This is a genomic window from Paenibacillus germinis (genome assembly GCF_013141785.1).
GTDB classification, from domain to species: Bacteria; Bacillota; Bacilli; order Paenibacillales; family NBRC-103111; genus Paenibacillus_E; species Paenibacillus_E phytorum.
Window position 1 is genome coordinate 86,467 of the sequence record NZ_WHOC01000048.1, and the last position, 19,129, is coordinate 105,595.

Here is a 19,129-nt window from a genome sequence, read left to right on the forward strand (position 1 = left end):
GTAATGTCTATTAGATCAATCCATATATGACTATTCCTACGTTTTAACTATGTTTTAATCCGAAAAGAAAACGGGTATTTTCCCGCTGAAGTGAAGACTTGCCTAACCGAATATTCTCTATATTTTTACAAGGGGTAGTGACAGGCCGTCCAATGACCTTCCCGCAATTGGAGCAGCTCCGGTTGCTCCTCCCTACACCTTGCTTTTGCTGCAGGACACCGGGTATGGAATCGGCAGCCGGATGGCGGATTCGCAGGGGATGGAATTTCGCCTTCAATCGCAAACCACTCTCTTTTCCTCGATGGATCAGGTGAAGGTATGGAGGATAGCAGTCCCTTCGTGTAGTGATGAGATGGATGAAGGAACAGCTCTTCACTTGGCGCAATTTCAACAAGCTTTCCTAAATACATCACACCGATACGATCCGATAAATGGCGCACAATATTTAAACCATGAGCGATAAATAGGTACGTTAACCCCAGTTTTTTCTGCAAATCCTGCATTAAATTAACAATTTGCGCCTGTACGGATACGTCTAAGGCAGATACCGCTTCATCGGCAAGTATGAATTGGGGATGGAGGGCGATGGCTCGAGCGATACCAATTCTTTGCCTCTGACCTCCCGAAAACTCATGAGGAAATCGATCATACATGGAGCGATTCAAACCAACTAACTCCAATAGTTCTTCCACCTTAGCGCGTTTCTCAACCTTGCTGAAAGATTCATGTACATCGAAAGGTTCGCCGATGATATCGCCAACTTTCCAACGCGGGTTCACCGAACCGTATGGATCTTGGAAAATGACCTGCATGTCACGACGTACTCCCTGCAGTCCTTTGGCCGAAAGCTCGGATAACTCCTTCCCTTCGAAAAGAACCTTTCCTTCCGTCGCCCTCTCCAGCTGCAGCAGCACCCGGCCTAAGGTTGATTTACCGCTGCCGGATTCGCCAACTAAACCGAAGGTCTCCCCTTTCTTAATCGAGAAAGACACGTCGTCAACAGCGCGAATATAGGCCTTTGAACGGTTAAACGTCCCTTTCCCTATCGGGTAAAATTTACTTAACCCCTTTACTTCGAAGAGCTTCTCCTTAGCTGACCCCTGTTCTCCTAACTCAGGAATGGTCCGTTCATTCTTTCCAGCTCTTTCAGCCTTATCTGTGGGCGCTGCATGCTGCTGCCAATCTTCCAGTTTGACTAAATCCTCTGAATACCAACAAGCGGCTAGCCGTCCATTCACAGATTGAAGAGGCGGGCTATCTTTCTTACAACGATCCGTCGCAAAAGGACACCGAGGATGAAACCGACAGCCTGTAGGGAGATCCGATAAATGAGGGATCGTTCCTTCGATGGAGAATAAACGGTTTGTACGATCACTATCCATCGTCGTAATCGAACGAAGCAATCCTCGTGTATACGGATGATGAGGTTTCGTGAACAACTGCTGAACCGTTGCTTGTTCGACGATCTGCCCTGCATACATCACGATGATGCGGTCAGCCATCTCAGCGGCAATCCCCATATCATGTGTAATCAGGAGAATCGACATGTTAAATTCTTCTTTAAGCTCTTGCAGCAGGTGAAGAATTTGCGCTTGAATCGTCACATCAAGCGCCGTTGTGGGTTCATCCGCAATAAGGAGCTGTGGATTACAAGAAAGTGCCATGGCAATCATTGCCCGCTGCAGCATTCCCCCTGACAGCTCGCCGGGGTATTGGTTCATCCGGATTTCAGGTTCAGGAATACCAACTCGCTTCAATAAATGGACGGCCCGCTCCCAGGCTTGTTCCCGATTACCCTGTTTATGCTGAATGATAACTTCCGTGATTTGACTGCCAATTGTAAACACCGGATCAAAAGCAGCCATTGGCTCTTGAAACACCATCGCCATCTTCTTCCCACGTAATGCTCGAAGCTCTTTCTGTGACAAAGTGGTTAAATCATCACCATCCAGCACGATTTGGCCGCTGGAAATCACACCATTCTCATAATCAATTAAGCGCATGACCGATTTGGAAGTCACCGATTTGCCGCTGCCGGATTCGCCCACGAGACAGACGGTTTCGCCTGCTCCAATTTTCAGAGTAACGTCTTGAATTGCCGTGAACGACCCTTTATTCGTTGTAAATTGAACACTTAAATTCTCAATCTCAAGCAGTTGTTTCATTTTGCGCCGCCCCCTTGCTATGCCCTTTTCTGCTTTGGATCCATGGAGTCGCGCAGTCTATCTCCGATTAAATTAACCGATAGGACAAATAAGGTGATCGCTAATCCTGGAAACGTACATATCCACCATGCCACCGTCAGATAGCCTCTTCCTTGTGATAAGAGTGTTCCCCAATCTGGAATCTCTTTGAGCACCCCCAGACCAAGGAAGCTTAGTCCTGCTCCAACCAATATAGATGATCCCAAACCAATCGTAGACATAACCAAGAGTGGCGACCAAGCATTCGTCAAGACATGACGAAAAAATATTCGCACATTAGAAGCACCTATCGATCGCGAAGCTGTAATGAAGGAGCGATTCTTGATGCTCAGAATCTGACCGCGCATGACCCTGGCATATTGTGGAATGGACGCTGCTGCAACAGCAAAGATAAGATTGAATAAATGAGGACCAAGAGCGGCAGCTATGGCTAAGGCTAATAGGATACCGGGAATGGTCATCAGAACATCGATGATCCGCATGAAGATTGTATCGATAACACCACCAATATATCCAGCTACCGCACCTATGAATCCGCCTATTAAACCTCCTGCGAGTACAGAAGCAAAACCAATGAATAAGGAGTCACGACTCCCATGCACGACAACACTAAAGACATCTCGGCCAAAATAGTCCGTACCAAACAAATGAGCTTTACTTGGCGCGCTCAGAATTTGATCGGTGAGCATCGCCGTGGGTGCATAAGGAGCAATCCATTGCGGAAAAAGTGCACATCCTATCATAAATAAAGTCACAATAGCCGCTAAATAAACAAGTATTTCCGTGGCGCTAATTTTACTAGATGCCTTCGGAATTTGTAGCTGCCATTTACGCCTCTGCCAAATAACCCTTGTGGAAATCACTTCTTTCATACCCAATCTCCTCTCCAATATGGTTTCATTGACACCTTATTGTGTTCGACGCACCCGTGGATCGATGAATACATAAGAAATATCCACAAGCAAATTTACAGCGACGTAGATAATTGCAGAGAAAAAGACAACGCCCTGAACAACCGGCAAATCTTTGGACATGATGGCATCCGCAAGAATTCGCCCTATCCCCTGTCTAGAAAATACAGTTTCGATCACAACGGTACCCGCCATTAGGTCTCCAATATGAATACCAATAATGGTAACAGCAGGTATTAACGCATTGCGAAGCGCATGTCGATACATCACTAATCGTTCCGATAGTCCTTTCGCACGCAGCGTGACAATGAAATGCTCATTGATGACTTCCAACATCGAGTTCCGTACCATGCGAACGATAAAGCCGGCGCCAACAAAGCCGAGTGCTAGCGAAGGAAGGACAAGAGTAAATAGCCCTTGCGACCCCATCGCGGGGAACCAGCCTAAGGATACGGAGAAGATGAGAATCAACAGGATCCCCGACCAGAAGGTTGGCATTGATATACCGAACAGCCCTACGATGCGAGCTAGAACGTCGATCCATCGATTGCGGTGTATGGCGGAAAGTACGCCGAGCCCTACACCAATAATCGTGGAAATGAGTGTACTAGCTAAAGTTAGTGCCATTGTAGCTGGGAGATGTTTAATAATTTTGGGCAGCACAGGTTCACTGTTCAGTAAAGACTTACCAAAATCTCCGTGAATCATAGCTAGGAAGTAGCGACCAAATTGGACATAGAAGGGCTCATTCAATCCCAGTTGAAGCCTTAAGTTGGCAATGGCCTCCGGTGTCATGGATGAAGGATCGACCATCGAGAGTACGGGATCTCCCGGAAGTACATACAGAATACAGAAAACGAGGATTAAGGAACCAAGAATGACCAGCAAGGAAACCACAAGCCGCTCCGTTATTATCCTGCTCATATCGATTAGCTCCCTATGTCATTATTTTTGGATAAACGTGTCATTGAAGAGCGGATAACCTAATGAATCAAATTTCAGTCCTTTAACGGTTTTCGATGCGGCTACAGTATATGGGAATACATAAATAGGAATGATGACCGCATTATCGATAATCGATTTTTGAACTTGTTTATAAAGTTCTACACGTTTTTTATCATCGGGTTCGATTGCGCCTTGCTCCAGCCACTTATCTACTTGCGGATCGGCCAGACCTGGAAGACTTGGACGGGCTTTCGGATCACTCGTATGGTAGAAGGCATAAAGCGCACTAGGATCCGAGTTTACCTGGCTGTTCCCATAGATATCATATTCGCCTTTGGTATACACAACATTGGCTACATCTTTGGTAATCTCAACTTCGACAACGATACCGACTTGTTTCAGCTGTTGTTGAATAATAACCGCAATATCATTGCGTTTCTCACGGTTTGGCGAACCATCTACATAATGTAAAGTCAGCTTTTTGCCATCTTTCACACGTATGCCGTCCGCGCCTTTCACCCAACCTAGTTCATCCAGTAATTTGTTCGCTTTAGCGACATCAGGTTTGATTCCGTTTTCCAGCGATGCATCATAGCCGACAACGCCAGGTGAAAGCGATGACCAAGCACGTGGATAGGTCCCTAGATATAGCGTTTTGACAATCGCATCTACGTCAATAGCCGCTTGCAGCGCTTGCCTTGCTTTCACATCGCTCCAAGGTGCTTTCCGCTGATTAATAAACAAGGTATAAGGTAAACCTGTTGTATTCACTTGGTGAACTTGAATGCTTGCATCTGATTTCAAGGAAACGACGTTTTGTGGAGGAACGGTTTCGCCTGCGAGTACTTGTTTGCTTTGAACACTGCCAATACGAGTGGCCTCTTCTGGAACAATACGAAATGTGATTTGATCCAAATAGGACTTTCCTTTATTCTCCACGATCTCGGGAGCTGAGTTGTAATCAGGACTGCGCTTGACTTGAATGGATGCATTCTCTTCCCATTTCACAAAGGAAAAGGGGCCGGATCCTACCGGATTTTTACCAAACTGATCCCCATACTTTTTAGCTGCCGTAGGTGATACAATCCCAAGTAGTGCTTGACTCAGGTTGCCTAGGAAAGCTCTGGATGGTGTTTCCAGATTTATTTTTATCGTGAATTCATCAATCACTTCAGAGGATTTATAAGGCTTAATGAGGGCTACAGAGTTAGCCGCTTTCGTTGTTGGATCGAGAATACGATCATAGCTATATTTAACAGCTTCCGCATTAAATGGGGTACCATCTTGGAATTTCACATCTTTACGCAATTTGAAAATGTAGCTCAGACCATCGGGCGCGACGGTCCACTCCGTGGCTAGCCAAGGTTTGATCGAGCCATCGGGTAATTGAACGACTAAACTATCGTAGATGGTACGAAGTACCCGAACAGCAACGGCAAGTCCGCTGCGATGCGGATCTAGTGAATCTGGCGATGTCGCGAGCGCATAGGTGAGCTCTCCGCCTACCACGGCCGTCTGCTTCGCCTCTTGATTGGCATTCGGTGATTGGGCTGCATCCCCGCTGCTGTTTTTTGCTGAACCGCATCCCGTCAAAGCTAAAACGAATGCTAATGATAATGTACTTAACTTGACCCATTCTTTTGATCTATGCAAGATAAACACTCCCCCATCTATTTGAACGAATTAGTTAGCAATCGTCACTTTCGTGTAGCGATTAGCAGGAATAGGAATTCCCAAATTGCCACGCAGCGTGTCTGCTTCATACTCTGTGCGATAAATACCGCGCTCTTGCAAAATCGGAACAACGAGATCAACGAAATCATCCAATGCTCTAGGCACCGTCGTGCGAATGACAAACCCATCAGCGGCTTCTTCTTTGAACCACTGTTCTACCAAATCAGCAACCGCCTCTGGAGTTCCTATAAAATTGCCCCTAGGCGTGGCCGCACGAATAGCTGCTTGACGAAGCGTCAGATTGAGCTCTTTCGCTTCCCTTTTTATTCTATCCGTCGTACCTCGGAAGCTATTGGCACCGAAATCACCCAAATCCGGAAATGGTTCATCGAGTGGATACTGAGAAAAATCATGATGCTCGAAATAGCGGCCTAAGTAGTCAAGTGCGCTTTGGATGGTTACCAGATTAGCGACTTCTTGATACTTAAGCTCTGCTTCTTCCTGTGTACGTCCAATAATCGGATTAATTCCAGGGAAAATCAGCACTTCCTCCGGATTACGGCCATAAGCTGCTGCTCTTTGTTTAATATCTTGATAAAATAGCTTCGCTTCCTCGATAAGTTCATGCCCTGTATAAATGGCTTCGGCCGTTCTAGCAGCCAAATCTCTGCCGGATTCTGAAGCTCCGGCTTGGAAAACAACCGGATGCCCCTGTCTGGAACGACCGATATTCAGAGGTCCTTGAACCGAGAAGAATTCACCTTTATGATTCAGAGTGTGAAGTTTGCCCGGATCAAAGAAAACACCGGACTCCTTATCTCTTACGAAAGCATCGTCTTCCCATGAATCCCATAGGCCTTTCACAACCTGGACATACTCTTCAGCAATCCGGTAGCGCAGCTCATGAGCAGGATGTTCGCCCTTGCCGAAATTTTTGGCTGAGCCTTCAAGTGGAGACGTCACAACATTCCAGCCTGCGCGACCTCCGCTAATATGATCCAGTGAGGAAAACTGACGAGCGACGGTGAAGGGCTCACTATACGAAGTCGATAGTGTGGCGACGAGTCCGATTTGTGAAGTCACAGCTGCTAATGCGGAAAGAATGGTAAGCGGTTCGAAGCGATTCAGAAAGTGAGGATTTGATTTCTCATTGATGTACAAACCATCCGCGATGAACACAAGATCGAACTTCCCAGATTCAGCTTTCAATGCTTGCTGCCTGTAGTAATCAAGACTGACACTTGCGTCAGTCGAAACATCCGGATGTCTCCATACAGACATGCTGTTGCCGACACCGCTGATATTAACGCCAAGCTTCAATTTTCTTTGTTTTGCCATTCAAATATCGCCCCCTTTTCTAATTGATAATGCGCATATGTTAAGTCGGAATCACAACATATTAGTGCGTTACTTTTTCTTTCGCATAGCGATTTGTCGGAAAAGGAAGCCCTAAATTGCCTCGTAGTGTATCCGCTTCATACTCCGTACGATATATCCCGCGTTCTTGTAAAATCGGTATGACCAAATCCACAAAATCGTTCAAACCATTCGGAACACCGGAGCCCACGATGAATCCGTCTGCGGCTCCGCTCTCGAACCATTCCTGAATGCGATCTGCAATTTGGGTTGGCGTACCAATGAAGAGCGGACGCGGTGTGGTCGATTGGAGGGCGACCTGACGTAGTGTCAAACCTTGCTCCATCGCATTCTGTTTAATGCGATCCGTCGAGCTTTGGAAGCTGTTTTTGCCCAAATCGCCTAGCTCAGGGAATGGGGCATCCAAGTCATACTGCGTAAAATCATGATGCTCGAAAAAACGGCCCAAATAAGCGAGTGCTTCCTGAGTGGTCACTAAATTCGCTACTTCCTGATACTTGCGTTCTGCCTCTTCTTCCGTTACGCCAATAATTGGTCCTATGCCGGGCATAACAACAATCTCATCAGGATTTCTGCCATAACCAGCTGCTCGGCCTTTCACATCGTCATAAAAGCGCCTGGCATCTTCCACGGTTGGATGTCCAGTAAAGATCGCATCTGCTTCTTTGGCAGCTAAGTTTTTGCCATCTTCAGATGAACCTGCTTGGAAGATAACGGGTCTGCCTTGCTTGGATCTCCCAATATTAAGCGGTCCTTGTACAGAGAAAAATTCACCCTTGTGGTCTAATTGGTGCAGCTTCTCGGGATCAAAGAAAACACCGGTTTGTTTATCCCTTACAAAAGCATCATCTTCCCATGAATCCCATAACCCTTTGGCTACCTGCAAATATTCAGAAGCAATTCGATACCGTTTGGGGTGATCAGGATGATCCTCCAGCTTCTTATTGTAGTTAAGAGCGGAGCCCTCTAGCGGGGATGTGACCACATTCCACCCTGCTCTGCCATCACTGATATGATCCAATGAGGAAAACTGCCTTGACACTGTGAAAGGTTCACTGTAGGACGTAGATAGCGTACCAACTAGACCAATTTGGGATGTCACTGCTGCCAAGGCCGATAAAATCGTTATTGGTTCGAAACGATTCAAGAAATGAGGAATCGATTTATCGTTGATGAACAACCCGTCTGCGATAAACAACAAATCGAATTTACCAGCTTCTGCTTTTTGTGCTTGCTGTTTGTAATATTTGAAATTCACACTCGCATCTACGATCGCATCCGGATGTTTCCAAGATGACATGTTGCCCCCGACTCCATGAATGATAGCTCCGAGCTTTAATTGTTTTTGTTTGGGCATGTTTTTTCCTCCTAAAAGTTTGGCTTTCATAATCGAGCTTTGCAGCGCATGCTTTATACAGGGAGTTCTGAGAATGCTTCAACAGCAGATTTGTTTTCCCCGATCAGTGTTTGATCCAATATACTTAATTGAATGCTCATGTAGTCTCCCTAATAATCAATAAACAATAATTCCAATTTGTTTTGTCGGTATTAAATTCTTTCTTACTGTATCACCGGCTCATTAGGCGGTCAATTTGATATTAAGATGTTCTATTATCAGATAGAATTGTTCTATGGAGAACTTATTTTCAATTTCATCTCTTTCAAAGCTTCTAGGCACACATGCGTGAAATCGTTGGCCGCTTCCTTGAGTGAAATGAGATTAGTCCGAAGCGACAATCCTCCTAGAGCGGGGATATGGATAGGTACAAGTAAGCCATCCTTCACTTCTTGACGTACGCAGAGATCGGGTAAAAATGAAACCCCCATCCCACTCGCGACAAGCTTCTTCGCCGTTTCAAGATTATCGATCTGGTATTCGATTTGGGGCGGACGGTCAAGTGTGGCGAATAAGCGATGTATCTTTATCCAATCGAGAGAGCCACACTCGAAAAACACAAGGGATTCCCTGCTTACATCTTCAATCGTAATTTGTTCTTTCTTCACAAAAGGATGACGCTGATGTACGAAAAGTCGAATCGGATCTTGATAAAACCCCGCACAATCAACATGTGGATGGGTCACGTTTCGCACAAAGCCAATGTCTATTTCCTTATTCAACAGCTTCTCCAGAATCGTTTCGGTGGGAGCTGTCGTTAATTTAATCTGCAGGTTTCGGTACTCCTTTTTGATGATGGGAAGAATGTCAGGAATGACATAATTGGAGACAGAAACCGTGCACCCTATTCTTAATTCATTAGGAGTCGTGTTTAAATTCTGAAGCTGTTGTTTTCCCTTCTTGTAAGTTTGGAGTATTTGCTGAGCAAACGGCAGGAACTGCTTCCCTTTCTCCGTCAGCGTAAAATTCCTCCCTTCTCGATCGAACAGCAATGTATTCAGTTCTCGTTCTAACGATTGAATTCGGGCCGTCACCGATGGCTGGGATAAGAACAATGCATCCGCTGCCTTGTTGAAACTATTGAAATGTATGACATAGACGAATGCTTCAATATTTTCAATATTCATGACAATAAACTTCCTCTCTAACTTGCAAGCGACTAGGAACTATGCGAATAGGCCTTTTGTATACTGTGATCCGTGCTTTGTAAGTACACAGACACTTTTTCAAATGCTTCCTGTGCATCAACGCCATCTAATTGCAAAACAATATCCGACTGATTGCCTAGTGTTAGGCTAAGGGAAACAATGCCCAGTAAACCCTTTGCATTCAGCATTTTTCCACTTACGCCCACATAAATATTGCACGAATACCGATTAGCTATAGTCACAAAATCCAACACAAGATCAATCGTCCAAGGTTTGTTCATCGCAAAAGTCCATTCAATTTTCATACCCATTCCTCCTAGATAGTGTTATAAAATAACTTGCATCATAAACTATAGATAGCATTTGCTGATTATGAATGAAAAAAGGAGACACTTTCATCCCTTAGGATGAAGCATCTCCAGTTTGTCTGGTTGATTCATATTATTCCGATAAAATTACTTGTATTTAGATTATAGTGAATCAAACCAGATTCTGTCAACGTTTAAAATTTGAAATACCTTCCATACATGCAAATGGTATTTCCAGCTAGGCGGAAACCCGCGTACGTATAGGCAATAGAAAAGAAGCAATTAACCATATTTACATGCAATTAGTCAGGAATAGACAATTTCTATCAATTTACACCTCTACCAAAATTACTCGATTGATGATAGTTTAAGATATACATCAAAGCGAGGGAGAGATCAGAATGAGAACCATTTATGAGAATTACCGAGGCTTTAAAATCAGCAAACAAGAAAGCACCTATAATGCGATTTCTTCAGACCATATAATTTTTAGTCGTTGGCAGCTAAGCCAAGTTCTAGATACGGTCGATAATTATGTGGAATTCACGGATAACAACTCGAGTTCGAATGAGGAATCCGGTATGCCGCAAAACTAGACGTTCCGTTTATTTAAATTAAAGCCATTTCCCAAAAATGGGTTGTAATGACCTTCAGTCTATGGACCTAGTTGTTGTAATTTGTACAACATTATGATCCATAACAACTTTATAAAACCACATGCTTCATCTTCATCAGCTCTGCGACCTTCTGGAACATAGAAGCATTATGACCAATGGACATCACGCAGTGATGCGTCGGCGTCTCGGCAAACCAGCGCGTCATGTACGCATCTGGATGATCGCGGAACTTCACCGGCGTCTGCGTGTTGCCGATCTTCATGATCGGCCCGTTCGTTGACTCGCTTTCGCTGGAGATCAGCTTCAGCCGTCCATCGCCAGTCTGTGTCACGTTCAGCGTCGTGATTGCCCCCGACTTCACCTTCGCCTCGACGGATACGCCAGTGCCTTGCTTCCCGTGATAAAGCCCCATGCCGCGCAGAATCGGCTTTCCTTCGGAAATCGCGATATGGAACGGTCCGTCATAGCCCAGCAAGATCGTCTCGTCGATATAATCCACAACGATGATTTCGGAGAAGCTGCCACCGACGCCAAGGATGTCGCAGATTTTCATCGCGACGGCCGTCTTGAGGTCCCCTTCGCCGGAGCACGGGATACCACGGGCGGTAAGCAGCGAGTGGCCAACGATGAAGCCGCCCTGCAGCTTCTCATAGTCGCCCCCCGGCGCACCGTGGTAGTAGTAGGACAAGGCGTCCAGATCGTACGCTCTGACGAGCTTCTCCTGCGCTGCCGCCACTTTGCAAGACCACTCCAACTGCTCATCCGTAGGCTTCTTCGCGATCGGATCAGATGGCGAGTCGCCGCTGATCTGGAACATTTCGTGAACCTCTGCCAGCTTCGCTTTCATCTCCTGTGGTGTCACTTCCCCCAGCATGCGATCCAAATCACACATTTCAAGCACTTCCACGTGCAGCCCTGTCTGCGCCGAAATCATCGTAAAATCGCTGTACATATCAAGCATCCCGCTGTACGTATTACCAAGAAAGCCGAAACGGCTATGCTGAAGCGTCCGAGATACGCCGGCTGCCTTCACCCATTCCTCGATCTCCCTCCATGCTCGAACAGCTTCTGGGCGCTTATGTGTCACTTCATTCGTTAACGAAATCACTGGTGTATAATCGAGTCCCAGTACCCCATTTACGACACGGAATGGGATACCCGCTCTGTTAAACACATTGGCGAACTCAGGCAAAGGACAAGCCCCGCAATGAGCCAACCACTCCCCTGTCGTTGATTGCCCATAATTAAGCCGCAAGGTTGGTGCAAATTTGGTGAACGGGAAGCACTGTCGAGCTAGTCGTATATGTCGCTGCGTGATACAGCTTTGGCCATGTTCATCGTTTGATCTTCAAGTGATTCACGAACACCTTTTCTTCTGCCATCAATCGTTGGTCGTATCCCAATCTTCGGGAATTCCTGGTTCCATCTGTAATCGCTGTTTGCCATTTTTATTTCATCCTCCTTGTTATGTATGGGATTAATATGAATTATGCCTTCAAACTGGTTTGACTTTAGAGTTATCGATAATCCAAACTACTCACTTATGACACCTTTTTTCAAAATAATATTGGCGTATAAAGCTTTTTCACTTGTTGCCACGATCGCATAGACTTTCTTCGCTCGCTCATAAAAAGCGAATCGCTCCACATGCTCAATTTGTGGCTGCATATGGGTACGAATGATATCTTCATACGTTGCCCAAATTGGTGTTTCCACTTTATCCCCTGGAACTTTGGCCATTAGCGCTACAGGTTGTTCACTGTAAGTATCCAGTGGGAATAACGATAAAACCGCTTCCAATAATTCCGGCACACCATGGCCATCGCAGCGAAGCAAACGATTCGTATGACTGGCAGCAGGGAAATTGCCATCCGCTAGAATAATTTCATCCCCATGCCCCATTTCCATCAGCACCTTCAAAAGCTCCGGCGACAGGATGGAAGGAATACCTTTAAGCATATTCAAGACCTCCTCAAGAAATGCGTGTTATCGATAACTCAAAATTATCAATTTTAAGCCTTGCTGTCAATCCTTAATTTCTATACAATAAACGAATAGGATGAGATGAAAAGGTGACTCAACGTGATTACAATTTATGATATCGCTGAAAAAGCCGGTGTTTCGGCCATGACCGTTTCACGGGTTATCAATAATACAGGTCGTATCAGCGAAGCAACGCGCAAACGGGTAAGGAAAGTAATGGAAGATCTCCACTATATTCCGAACTCGATGGCACGCAGTCTGGTACTTCAGAAGACGAAAATTCTTTCCCTGCTCATTACAGATATTACGAACCCGTTCTACACTACGCTTGCACGCGGCGCAGAGGATGCAGCTAAACGAGCTGGGTATCGGCTGCTTTTTGCAAATAGTGATGAAGATTATGCAAAAGAGAAAGACTACGTTGATATGATTCTTTCAACCCGAGTGGATGGCGTTCTATTCGCCCCGACGGGAGATCAATCTGCCCGGAATCTTGCGCAGCTCCAAAAGCATAATATCCCCTTCGTTGTTTTAGACCGTGAAATTCCGGGAATTGAGGCGGATGTGGTACTCGGGGACAGCAAGGAAGGCGCGAGGAAGCTTGTTGAGCATTTAATTGGTCTGGGGCATCGTCGAATCGCTTTGATTAACGGTTCACAGGATGTCTCTACAGCCCGCTTGCGTTATACAGGGTATTGCGAGGCGCATTCGCTTAGCGGATTATCCATTGATGACTCGCTCGTCGCACATCTGAACTATCGTGATTTCCACGATGAATCTGCGTTAGACGCACTACTCAATCTTGAGGATCCACCGACAGCTATCTTCGCGGCTAACAACATGCTCGCCGTCGGCGTCATTCAATCATTGAGACAGCGCGGCTTGCAGGTGCCAGATGATCTATCAGTCGTCTGTTTTGACGATTTCGGCCCAGCAGGTGCGATTAACCCTTTTCTAACCCTGGCTTCACAGCCTGCCTATCAATTCGGCTTATTAGGCATGCAGTTGTTGATCGAACGCATTGAAGGTGAAGCCGTTCATGAGAATCGGAAGATCATTCTGCCATCGGAGATGATTATCCGAGCTTCTACGCAGGCGTTGAAGTGATGGTTGAATTGGCAGCTTACACCTGTCTGCGCAGAGATTTCCACTTTAGTGTTGTAAAACATGCTTTCGTACAGGGAGATGATCATTACACTCCTCACTGCTGCCTGAAACGATGTTTTTCATCGCTAAATGACGAGTATCGCGGAAGCTTCCCACTTTTACGATGTAAAACATGCTTAAATTCAAGCGAAATGACCATTCTACTCTCTACACCTCTCTGAGACGATGTTTTTCATCGCTAAATGACGAGTATCGCGGAAGCTTCCCACTTTTACGATGTAAATCATTCTTAAAGTCTAGAAAAAAACAGTCTTCCCCTCTATCATCTGAGTCTCAACGAGCATAGTACTAGACAGATGCAAAAGGAAAACAAGTAAGCCATTGACGCTTTTAGGAGATTATTATGAACCCAAACGTAGAGCAAGCCTTACAAACCACGCTAAAAAATTGGAATGCTATGTCGGCATCACGCGGTGATGAGCAGGAAGCTGTCGCCGATCAGTTCCAATCATCTTTTTATTTATTTATCGATGCAGTCCGTGAATGGGTTTATAAGTTAGAACCGCGACCTCAAACCATTGATGAGTTATTAGACATGGACATGATGCAGGAAATCCTCGATGTACTTCCAGCACCGCTTCATTTGAACTTTGAGACGGAAGTTGAGCTTATCATGGATAATGTGGTTAGAATCGACGATGATAAATATGATTAAGAGTTCCCGCAATTACGAATCATTGCTGCATTAACAAGCCTAATCTCCAGTTGGTTCATTAAGTCCAAGTAGCAAAAAAAAGCCCAATGTCGCATTGGGCTTTTTTCATCGTTTTATGAGCCTCATATCGAGCAATCCGCAATTAAACCGTTTTATCCACAAACGGAATCTGGTTCTGCTCAGCAAATTTTTTCAATCTAGCAGCCATAGCCGCTACATCGAATCGATTCAGAGATTTGTTATACACCCAACGAGGTGACTTTCCATTCAGGTCAATGACCACCTGACCGGGGGAGTATACGATTTCCTTAATTTTATCGGCATTTAGTACAAGCTCTCTGGCAAAACCTCTCTTCGAGATGCTCGTCTTACTAACCTTTAAATACGGACGGCGAATAAAATAAACGAACAGTCCAACCGCCATGTAACTAAGCGTCGTATACCAGTACATCTTGTCCCCGTCTGTTTTGGTCAAAGTAACCAATAATAAGATGGAAATTAGAACAAAAAATAAAGCTAACATAATGCTTCTACCCTTGAATACTTCCGATCGATCCGGATCCGAAGAAATCGGGGCAATCCCCTGTTTGGAGCGATTCTTATTTACTGTTTTCGTATTTTTGCTTACCATTCTTTCCCACTTACGTGACATTCATTTCACTCCTTGGTTTATTCGTACTTACACAAGTACATCCCTCTTCATTTCAATAATCGTGCCAAAATGCCTTCATACCATCTCCATGGCAAAAGATTTCTCGCCCACAGCCCCGCCCTTACACCACGCCCCATTAGATAACGGAGCTTTGGCCGCGGATTGTCTACAATTCGTGCAATCTGGTCTGCTACTTCCTGCGGATCGGGTGCTGTCGCTGAGGCTTTCCTTGAGTAGTCAAGCATTTTACTAAGCCGTTTCCAATTAGGAGACGCTTCCGTGGTATGGATCGCCTCGAAACCTTTACGCCAAATCTCTGTCTTATAGGCACCTGGCTCTACAAGCACGACGCGCACACCCAGGGGCGTCATCTCCAAACGAAGCGATTCACTAAAGCCCTCAATGGCAAACTTTGAAGTACTATATGGGGCATAGCCAGGAAATGCGGATAACCCGCTCACACTGCTTACATTAACAATACAACCAGATTGCTGTGCCCGCATGTGCGGCAGGACGGCCCTCGTTGTCGCAATGACGCCGAATACATTCGTTTCCAGTTGAGATCTCCACGCTTCCATCGGTACATCTTCCACATACCCCCCGACGGCAAAGCCGGCATTGTTAACGAGAACGTCGATTCTACCATACTTGTCCATAATATCAGAAACGACTTGCTCAATCGAGTCATGAATCGTTACGTCTAGAGCCATGGTTTCGATGGCATTTGTTACGCCAACTTGTTCGGCATGCGCGAGCAATGCTCCGCTTTTACCAAGGTCGCGCATAGTTGCGATAACGCGATACCCTTTTTGGGCCAGTGTTATAGACGTTAAAAAGCCAAATCCACTAGATGCGCCAGTCACCAATGCTGTCAGCTTTGTGAATCTCATCCTGGCTGCCCCCTATTATCCAACTCACATTCCTTCATAATCCCATACAAAAGGCATAATGTCGATATGTAAAAGAGGACAATTGATTCGAGCGGATGCTAACCTCCTAGTGATTGCCCATTTATGGCTGATTTTATCCAAACACATGTAAAAAAACCTGTGGCTTCACCTCAGGTCGATCTTGCCAAATTAGTATTCATGCGCGGAGGCGGAATGAATCTGCGCTCTCCTTCCAACCATCCGAAAACCTTGTGTGACGGAACGACGATACGCTATTTCGCTTCAATTCGGCAATTTTGCTAGAGCAGCGGAACGACAGTGCGTTATTTTCGCTTTGAGAGCCATATTTCAGTCCATAACGGCAAATTAACGCTTCCACGTTCCCTCAACGCTCAAAAAGGAAGCTTTATCGATAAATAGCGCATCGTAGTTCCTCTTCCTTCTTTCGAAGCCGACGCCCCTCCAGCATTGTTGTAATTTGTACAATAATAATCTAGTGAATTTACCTTTTCCCCTCCGAATGTTGCAGAAAATACAACAATTCTCCACAAAAGTAGCTCCACAGAATGAAATAAGGCTAAATTGTTGCACAAACAATCCCGTAATGTTCCATTCCGGCCGCCATGCCTGAAAATAGTTGGCGTGCTCGCATCAATTTCAAAAGCTAAAGATTTAAAAGCTTGAAATCTTAAAAACCTGTCAAAACTGATGCTGACAAATCCGAGGACGGTGTATTTATTGGGACTCGATCCTGTTGCACAAACCGTTCCATTGCGCTCCGCGAGAACCGCCAATTGTACGCCGAGTACGAGTATAAATATTCACTCAGCAGTGCCTCCCTCTCAACTCCACCCATAAATGCATTACAATCATTTTCTGCATAAGCCAAGTATTCCCTGCTTCTTCATGAAAATAGAGGTAATAATTATTTATTGTAAACAGTCATAATCGATTTTTATCCCACATAGAATATATAGTTGCTTATTACTGAAAGCCGAATGAAAGTTTACTGAAATCCAATTTACACATTTGAAGGGATGCTGATTTCGTATTATTACATTAGAACAAATTCAATTTATCGAGACTCGCTGTATCAATCCGCAAGATGCCATCATCGTTCGTTTACTCACAGAGGGTATTGCCTCTCACGAGATTGTTTATTTGAAAAAGAACTCATTAGATGCCAAAAATCAAATGCTTACAGTCACTGACTCCATGGGAGCAAAGAGGCAAGTACAAATTACGCGAAAATGTGCTGAACTGTATCAAAGTGCTCTTGGACAAACGAAATACATAGTCAACTACGGAGTCCTCCCCAATAAACAACTGATAACTGATCTTCGAGATAGCGATTATCTCATCAAGGTGAGCATGCGTGATTTTATTGCAAATCGCAGTATGATTACAGAGATGGATTCCGTTATTTTGCGAACGATATATATGAGACTTCGGCGATTAGCTGACTTTTTCTCAACACCCGAACTCACGCATTTAACGACAGGAAAACTTGAATTTAAACAATTAGCACATGCATAGTGGTTGGATACGGAGGCCTTTAAGGCCTCTTTTTATGGAAACTAAAGTTAAATTAAATAGAGGCTGTCCCTCCGGTAATCACATCCTACCGTTGGTGACAGCCTCATTTTATGTATTACTCCAGCAACTCGTCAAAGATCCCCCTGAACTGATCCGCTACTGAGGAAGAACCTTCTTCCAGCTCTTCTAAATTGAAAAAGTAGCGATGATGGGACTCATCCGTATCCAACATATCCGATAGAAATCCGCTGAAACCACGCGTTTTGCGATCAAACTCTAGAATGATCTCAACGCCGTCTTCATTCGGATAGAAGATGAGTTCAAGTTCATCCACCGAACTGCGGTACTCGCCATTTTGATAGGGGACAAATTCAAACTTCTGAATAAACGGCAAATGATAATCTCGTTGTAAATAATACTCATTCTCCGCCTGATGCAAATGAAATCCGAGTTCTTCCAGAGCTTCAAAAACAACCGCTGTATGTGGATGTGCCTGAACTTCAATATCATCACGATCCGAAGGATCAACCGCATTATCAATGTCTAAACCTGTGCGCACCCAGATCGGGCTGACACCGATTGAGATTGGCGTTTCATGCGGCAGAACAAATTGAAAAGGAATTTCAATCGTTTCATCCGGTGCAATCACGAGATTTTCTCCAAGCAGCATGTTGGCAATAACGACGGTTTCCTTCTGCATACGAGTTTCAGTTCGCCCATCGCGATTAGCATCTGTCTCCACAGGCTTCTTATATTCCGTCATGATTTGAAAATAGATTTTATCTACCTTCTGCTCCACTTTTCCGCCTTTGGCAATAACGACGCCCTCAACCAGCTCTCCCGGAATAAAATCCTCCGTATGAAACTGTGTGTCTATCTTGATGTTCCCAATCCCTACACTTGCTAACATTTTCTTGAAAAATGACATTTCTACTTCCTCCAATTGCTTAATTGTTAATTTTCTACCTCAAATGCACTGTATCTTCATACGCAATAGGTCCAACGTCGTTTCAGAAATTCCAGTTGAATCCAATCAACAATGATTTGTCTCCCCTTATTCTCACTACTAGTTCCATTAATAATAAGATCGGCATACCATTTTGTTGGTTCCACGTACTTATCATGACTGTGTCTAACAAGGTCTAAGTATTCAGCAACGATTTCGGTAACGTTATTTCCATCCTTCGAATCTCGCGCAATCCTTCTAACTAATCTCTCATCAGATTCACAATCTATATAAAACTTGTATTCTAGACGCTCTCTTAAAACTTCAAAGTGAAATATCAAAAATCCCTCAACGATTAAAAGATCTAATTCATCATTACAGATAGCTATATCAATATCACTTATCAATCTTTCAATATCAACAGACTCCGGTTGATTAAAATCATCGTATTCTTTATTTGAGAAAGGCGCTCTGGTAATAGGCCTCATCTTCTTAAAGTATCTATCACTATGTATAATTCGGACTTTGTGATGATTAAAATGTTCTAACAAGTAATGACTCCAAGTCGTTTTTCCACTTCCAGAGCCTCCAGATATGCCTATTATAAGAGGTTTTTTCATGCTTGTTGTCCTTCTCTGTTTTTCTTGATTTGGGTTGCCACCTTTTTTACTTTACACGATAATTGACCATATCTCCACGAGTTTGTGCAATTTTAATTTT

At 44.6% G+C, this 19,129-nt stretch carries 18 protein-coding genes and 1 pseudogene; 4 read left to right on the forward strand and 15 right to left on the reverse strand.

Annotated elements, in window-relative coordinates; genetic code table 11:
• Positions 1–125: 125 nt before the first annotated feature.
• The 8 genes from GC102_RS10365 to GC102_RS10400 all read right to left on the reverse strand — a co-directional run bounded on the left by GC102_RS10365 (position 126) and on the right by GC102_RS10400 (position 9,960).
• Positions 126–2,165 (reverse strand): ABC transporter ATP-binding protein, encoded by a 2,040-nt coding sequence (locus GC102_RS10365; protein WP_171689445.1) that lies wholly within the window; start codon positions 2,163–2,165, stop codon positions 126–128.
• Positions 2,166–2,182: 17 nt separating this feature from the next.
• Entirely contained in the window at positions 2,183–3,076 is an 894-nt protein-coding gene (locus tag GC102_RS10370) for an ABC transporter permease (RefSeq protein WP_171689446.1), read from the reverse strand.
• Positions 3,077–3,112: 36 nt separating this feature from the next.
• Complete coding sequence (locus GC102_RS10375) at positions 3,113–4,039, reverse strand: ABC transporter permease (RefSeq protein WP_171689447.1); 927 nt, start codon at positions 4,037–4,039, stop codon at positions 3,113–3,115.
• A 21-nt stretch (positions 4,040–4,060) separates the two neighbouring features.
• Positions 4,061–5,716 (reverse strand): ABC transporter substrate-binding protein, encoded by a 1,656-nt coding sequence (locus GC102_RS10380; RefSeq protein WP_376769357.1) that lies wholly within the window; start codon positions 5,714–5,716, stop codon positions 4,061–4,063.
• A 27-nt stretch (positions 5,717–5,743) separates the two neighbouring features.
• Positions 5,744–7,072, reverse strand: coding sequence for an LLM class flavin-dependent oxidoreductase (locus GC102_RS10385; RefSeq protein WP_171689449.1), 1,329 nt, complete (start codon positions 7,070–7,072; stop codon positions 5,744–5,746).
• Positions 7,073–7,133: 61 nt separating this feature from the next.
• Positions 7,134–8,468: an LLM class flavin-dependent oxidoreductase gene (locus GC102_RS10390; RefSeq protein ID WP_171689450.1), complete on the reverse strand. Its 1,335-nt coding sequence runs from the start codon at positions 8,466–8,468 to the stop codon at positions 7,134–7,136.
• 272 nt (positions 8,469–8,740) lie between these two features.
• Positions 8,741–9,634 (reverse strand): LysR family transcriptional regulator, encoded by an 894-nt coding sequence (locus GC102_RS10395; protein ID WP_171689451.1) that lies wholly within the window; start codon positions 9,632–9,634, stop codon positions 8,741–8,743.
• 32 nt (positions 9,635–9,666) lie between these two features.
• Complete coding sequence (locus tag GC102_RS10400; RefSeq protein ID WP_171689452.1) at positions 9,667–9,960, reverse strand: HPr family phosphocarrier protein; 294 nt, start codon at positions 9,958–9,960, stop codon at positions 9,667–9,669.
• A 404-nt stretch (positions 9,961–10,364) separates the two neighbouring features.
• On the opposite strand from GC102_RS10400, the gene GC102_RS10405 reads away from it, so the two are divergent.
• Positions 10,365–10,559: a hypothetical protein gene (locus GC102_RS10405; protein ID WP_171689453.1), complete on the forward strand. Its 195-nt coding sequence runs from the start codon at positions 10,365–10,367 to the stop codon at positions 10,557–10,559.
• 109 nt (positions 10,560–10,668) lie between these two features.
• Here the strand turns inward: GC102_RS10405 and GC102_RS10410 are convergent, their stop codons facing one another.
• The 3 genes and pseudogenes from GC102_RS10410 to fucU all read right to left on the reverse strand — a co-directional run bounded on the left by GC102_RS10410 (position 10,669) and on the right by fucU (position 12,539).
• Complete coding sequence (locus tag GC102_RS10410; RefSeq protein ID WP_246320847.1) at positions 10,669–11,835, reverse strand: L-fucose/L-arabinose isomerase family protein; 1,167 nt, start codon at positions 11,833–11,835, stop codon at positions 10,669–10,671.
• Between the two features lie 59 nt (positions 11,836–11,894).
• Positions 11,895–12,026: pseudogene (locus GC102_RS10415) on the reverse strand (hypothetical protein); the annotation flags it as partial.
• Between the two features lie 87 nt (positions 12,027–12,113).
• Entirely contained in the window at positions 12,114–12,539 is a 426-nt protein-coding gene (fucU, locus tag GC102_RS10420) for an L-fucose mutarotase (protein ID WP_171689454.1), read from the reverse strand.
• 123 nt (positions 12,540–12,662) lie between these two features.
• Between fucU and GC102_RS10425 the strand changes: the two genes are divergently transcribed.
• Positions 12,663–13,670 (forward strand): LacI family DNA-binding transcriptional regulator, encoded by a 1,008-nt coding sequence (locus GC102_RS10425; RefSeq protein WP_171689455.1) that lies wholly within the window; start codon positions 12,663–12,665, stop codon positions 13,668–13,670.
• Between the two features lie 403 nt (positions 13,671–14,073).
• Positions 14,074–14,385 carry a hypothetical protein gene (locus tag GC102_RS10430; RefSeq protein ID WP_171689456.1) on the forward strand — a complete coding sequence of 104 codons (312 nt, stop codon included), beginning with the start codon at positions 14,074–14,076 and terminating at the stop codon, positions 14,383–14,385.
• 142 nt (positions 14,386–14,527) lie between these two features.
• On the opposite strand, the gene GC102_RS10435 is transcribed toward GC102_RS10430, so the two are convergent.
• Together GC102_RS10435 and GC102_RS10440 are read right to left on the reverse strand one after the other, a co-directional pair.
• A complete protein-coding gene (locus GC102_RS10435) occupies positions 14,528–15,037 on the reverse strand; it encodes a hypothetical protein (protein WP_171689457.1) in 510 nt (169 codons plus the stop codon).
• Positions 15,038–15,084: 47 nt separating this feature from the next.
• Positions 15,085–15,927: an SDR family oxidoreductase gene (locus tag GC102_RS10440; protein WP_171689458.1), complete on the reverse strand. Its 843-nt coding sequence runs from the start codon at positions 15,925–15,927 to the stop codon at positions 15,085–15,087.
• A 1,053-nt stretch (positions 15,928–16,980) separates the two neighbouring features.
• On the opposite strand from GC102_RS10440, the gene GC102_RS10445 reads away from it, so the two are divergent.
• Positions 16,981–17,463, forward strand: a complete 483-nt coding sequence (locus tag GC102_RS10445) for a phage lytic cycle repressor MrpR family protein (protein WP_512698988.1) — start codon at positions 16,981–16,983, stop codon at positions 17,461–17,463.
• A 115-nt stretch (positions 17,464–17,578) separates the two neighbouring features.
• Here the strand turns inward: GC102_RS10445 and GC102_RS10450 are convergent, their stop codons facing one another.
• Both GC102_RS10450 and GC102_RS10455 read right to left on the reverse strand, forming a co-directional pair.
• Positions 17,579–18,391, reverse strand: coding sequence for a sporulation protein (locus tag GC102_RS10450; RefSeq protein WP_171689460.1), 813 nt, complete (start codon positions 18,389–18,391; stop codon positions 17,579–17,581).
• Positions 18,392–18,447: 56 nt separating this feature from the next.
• Positions 18,448–19,029 (reverse strand): uridine kinase family protein, encoded by a 582-nt coding sequence (locus GC102_RS10455; protein WP_171689461.1) that lies wholly within the window; start codon positions 19,027–19,029, stop codon positions 18,448–18,450.
• Positions 19,030–19,129: the final 100 nt, after the last annotated feature.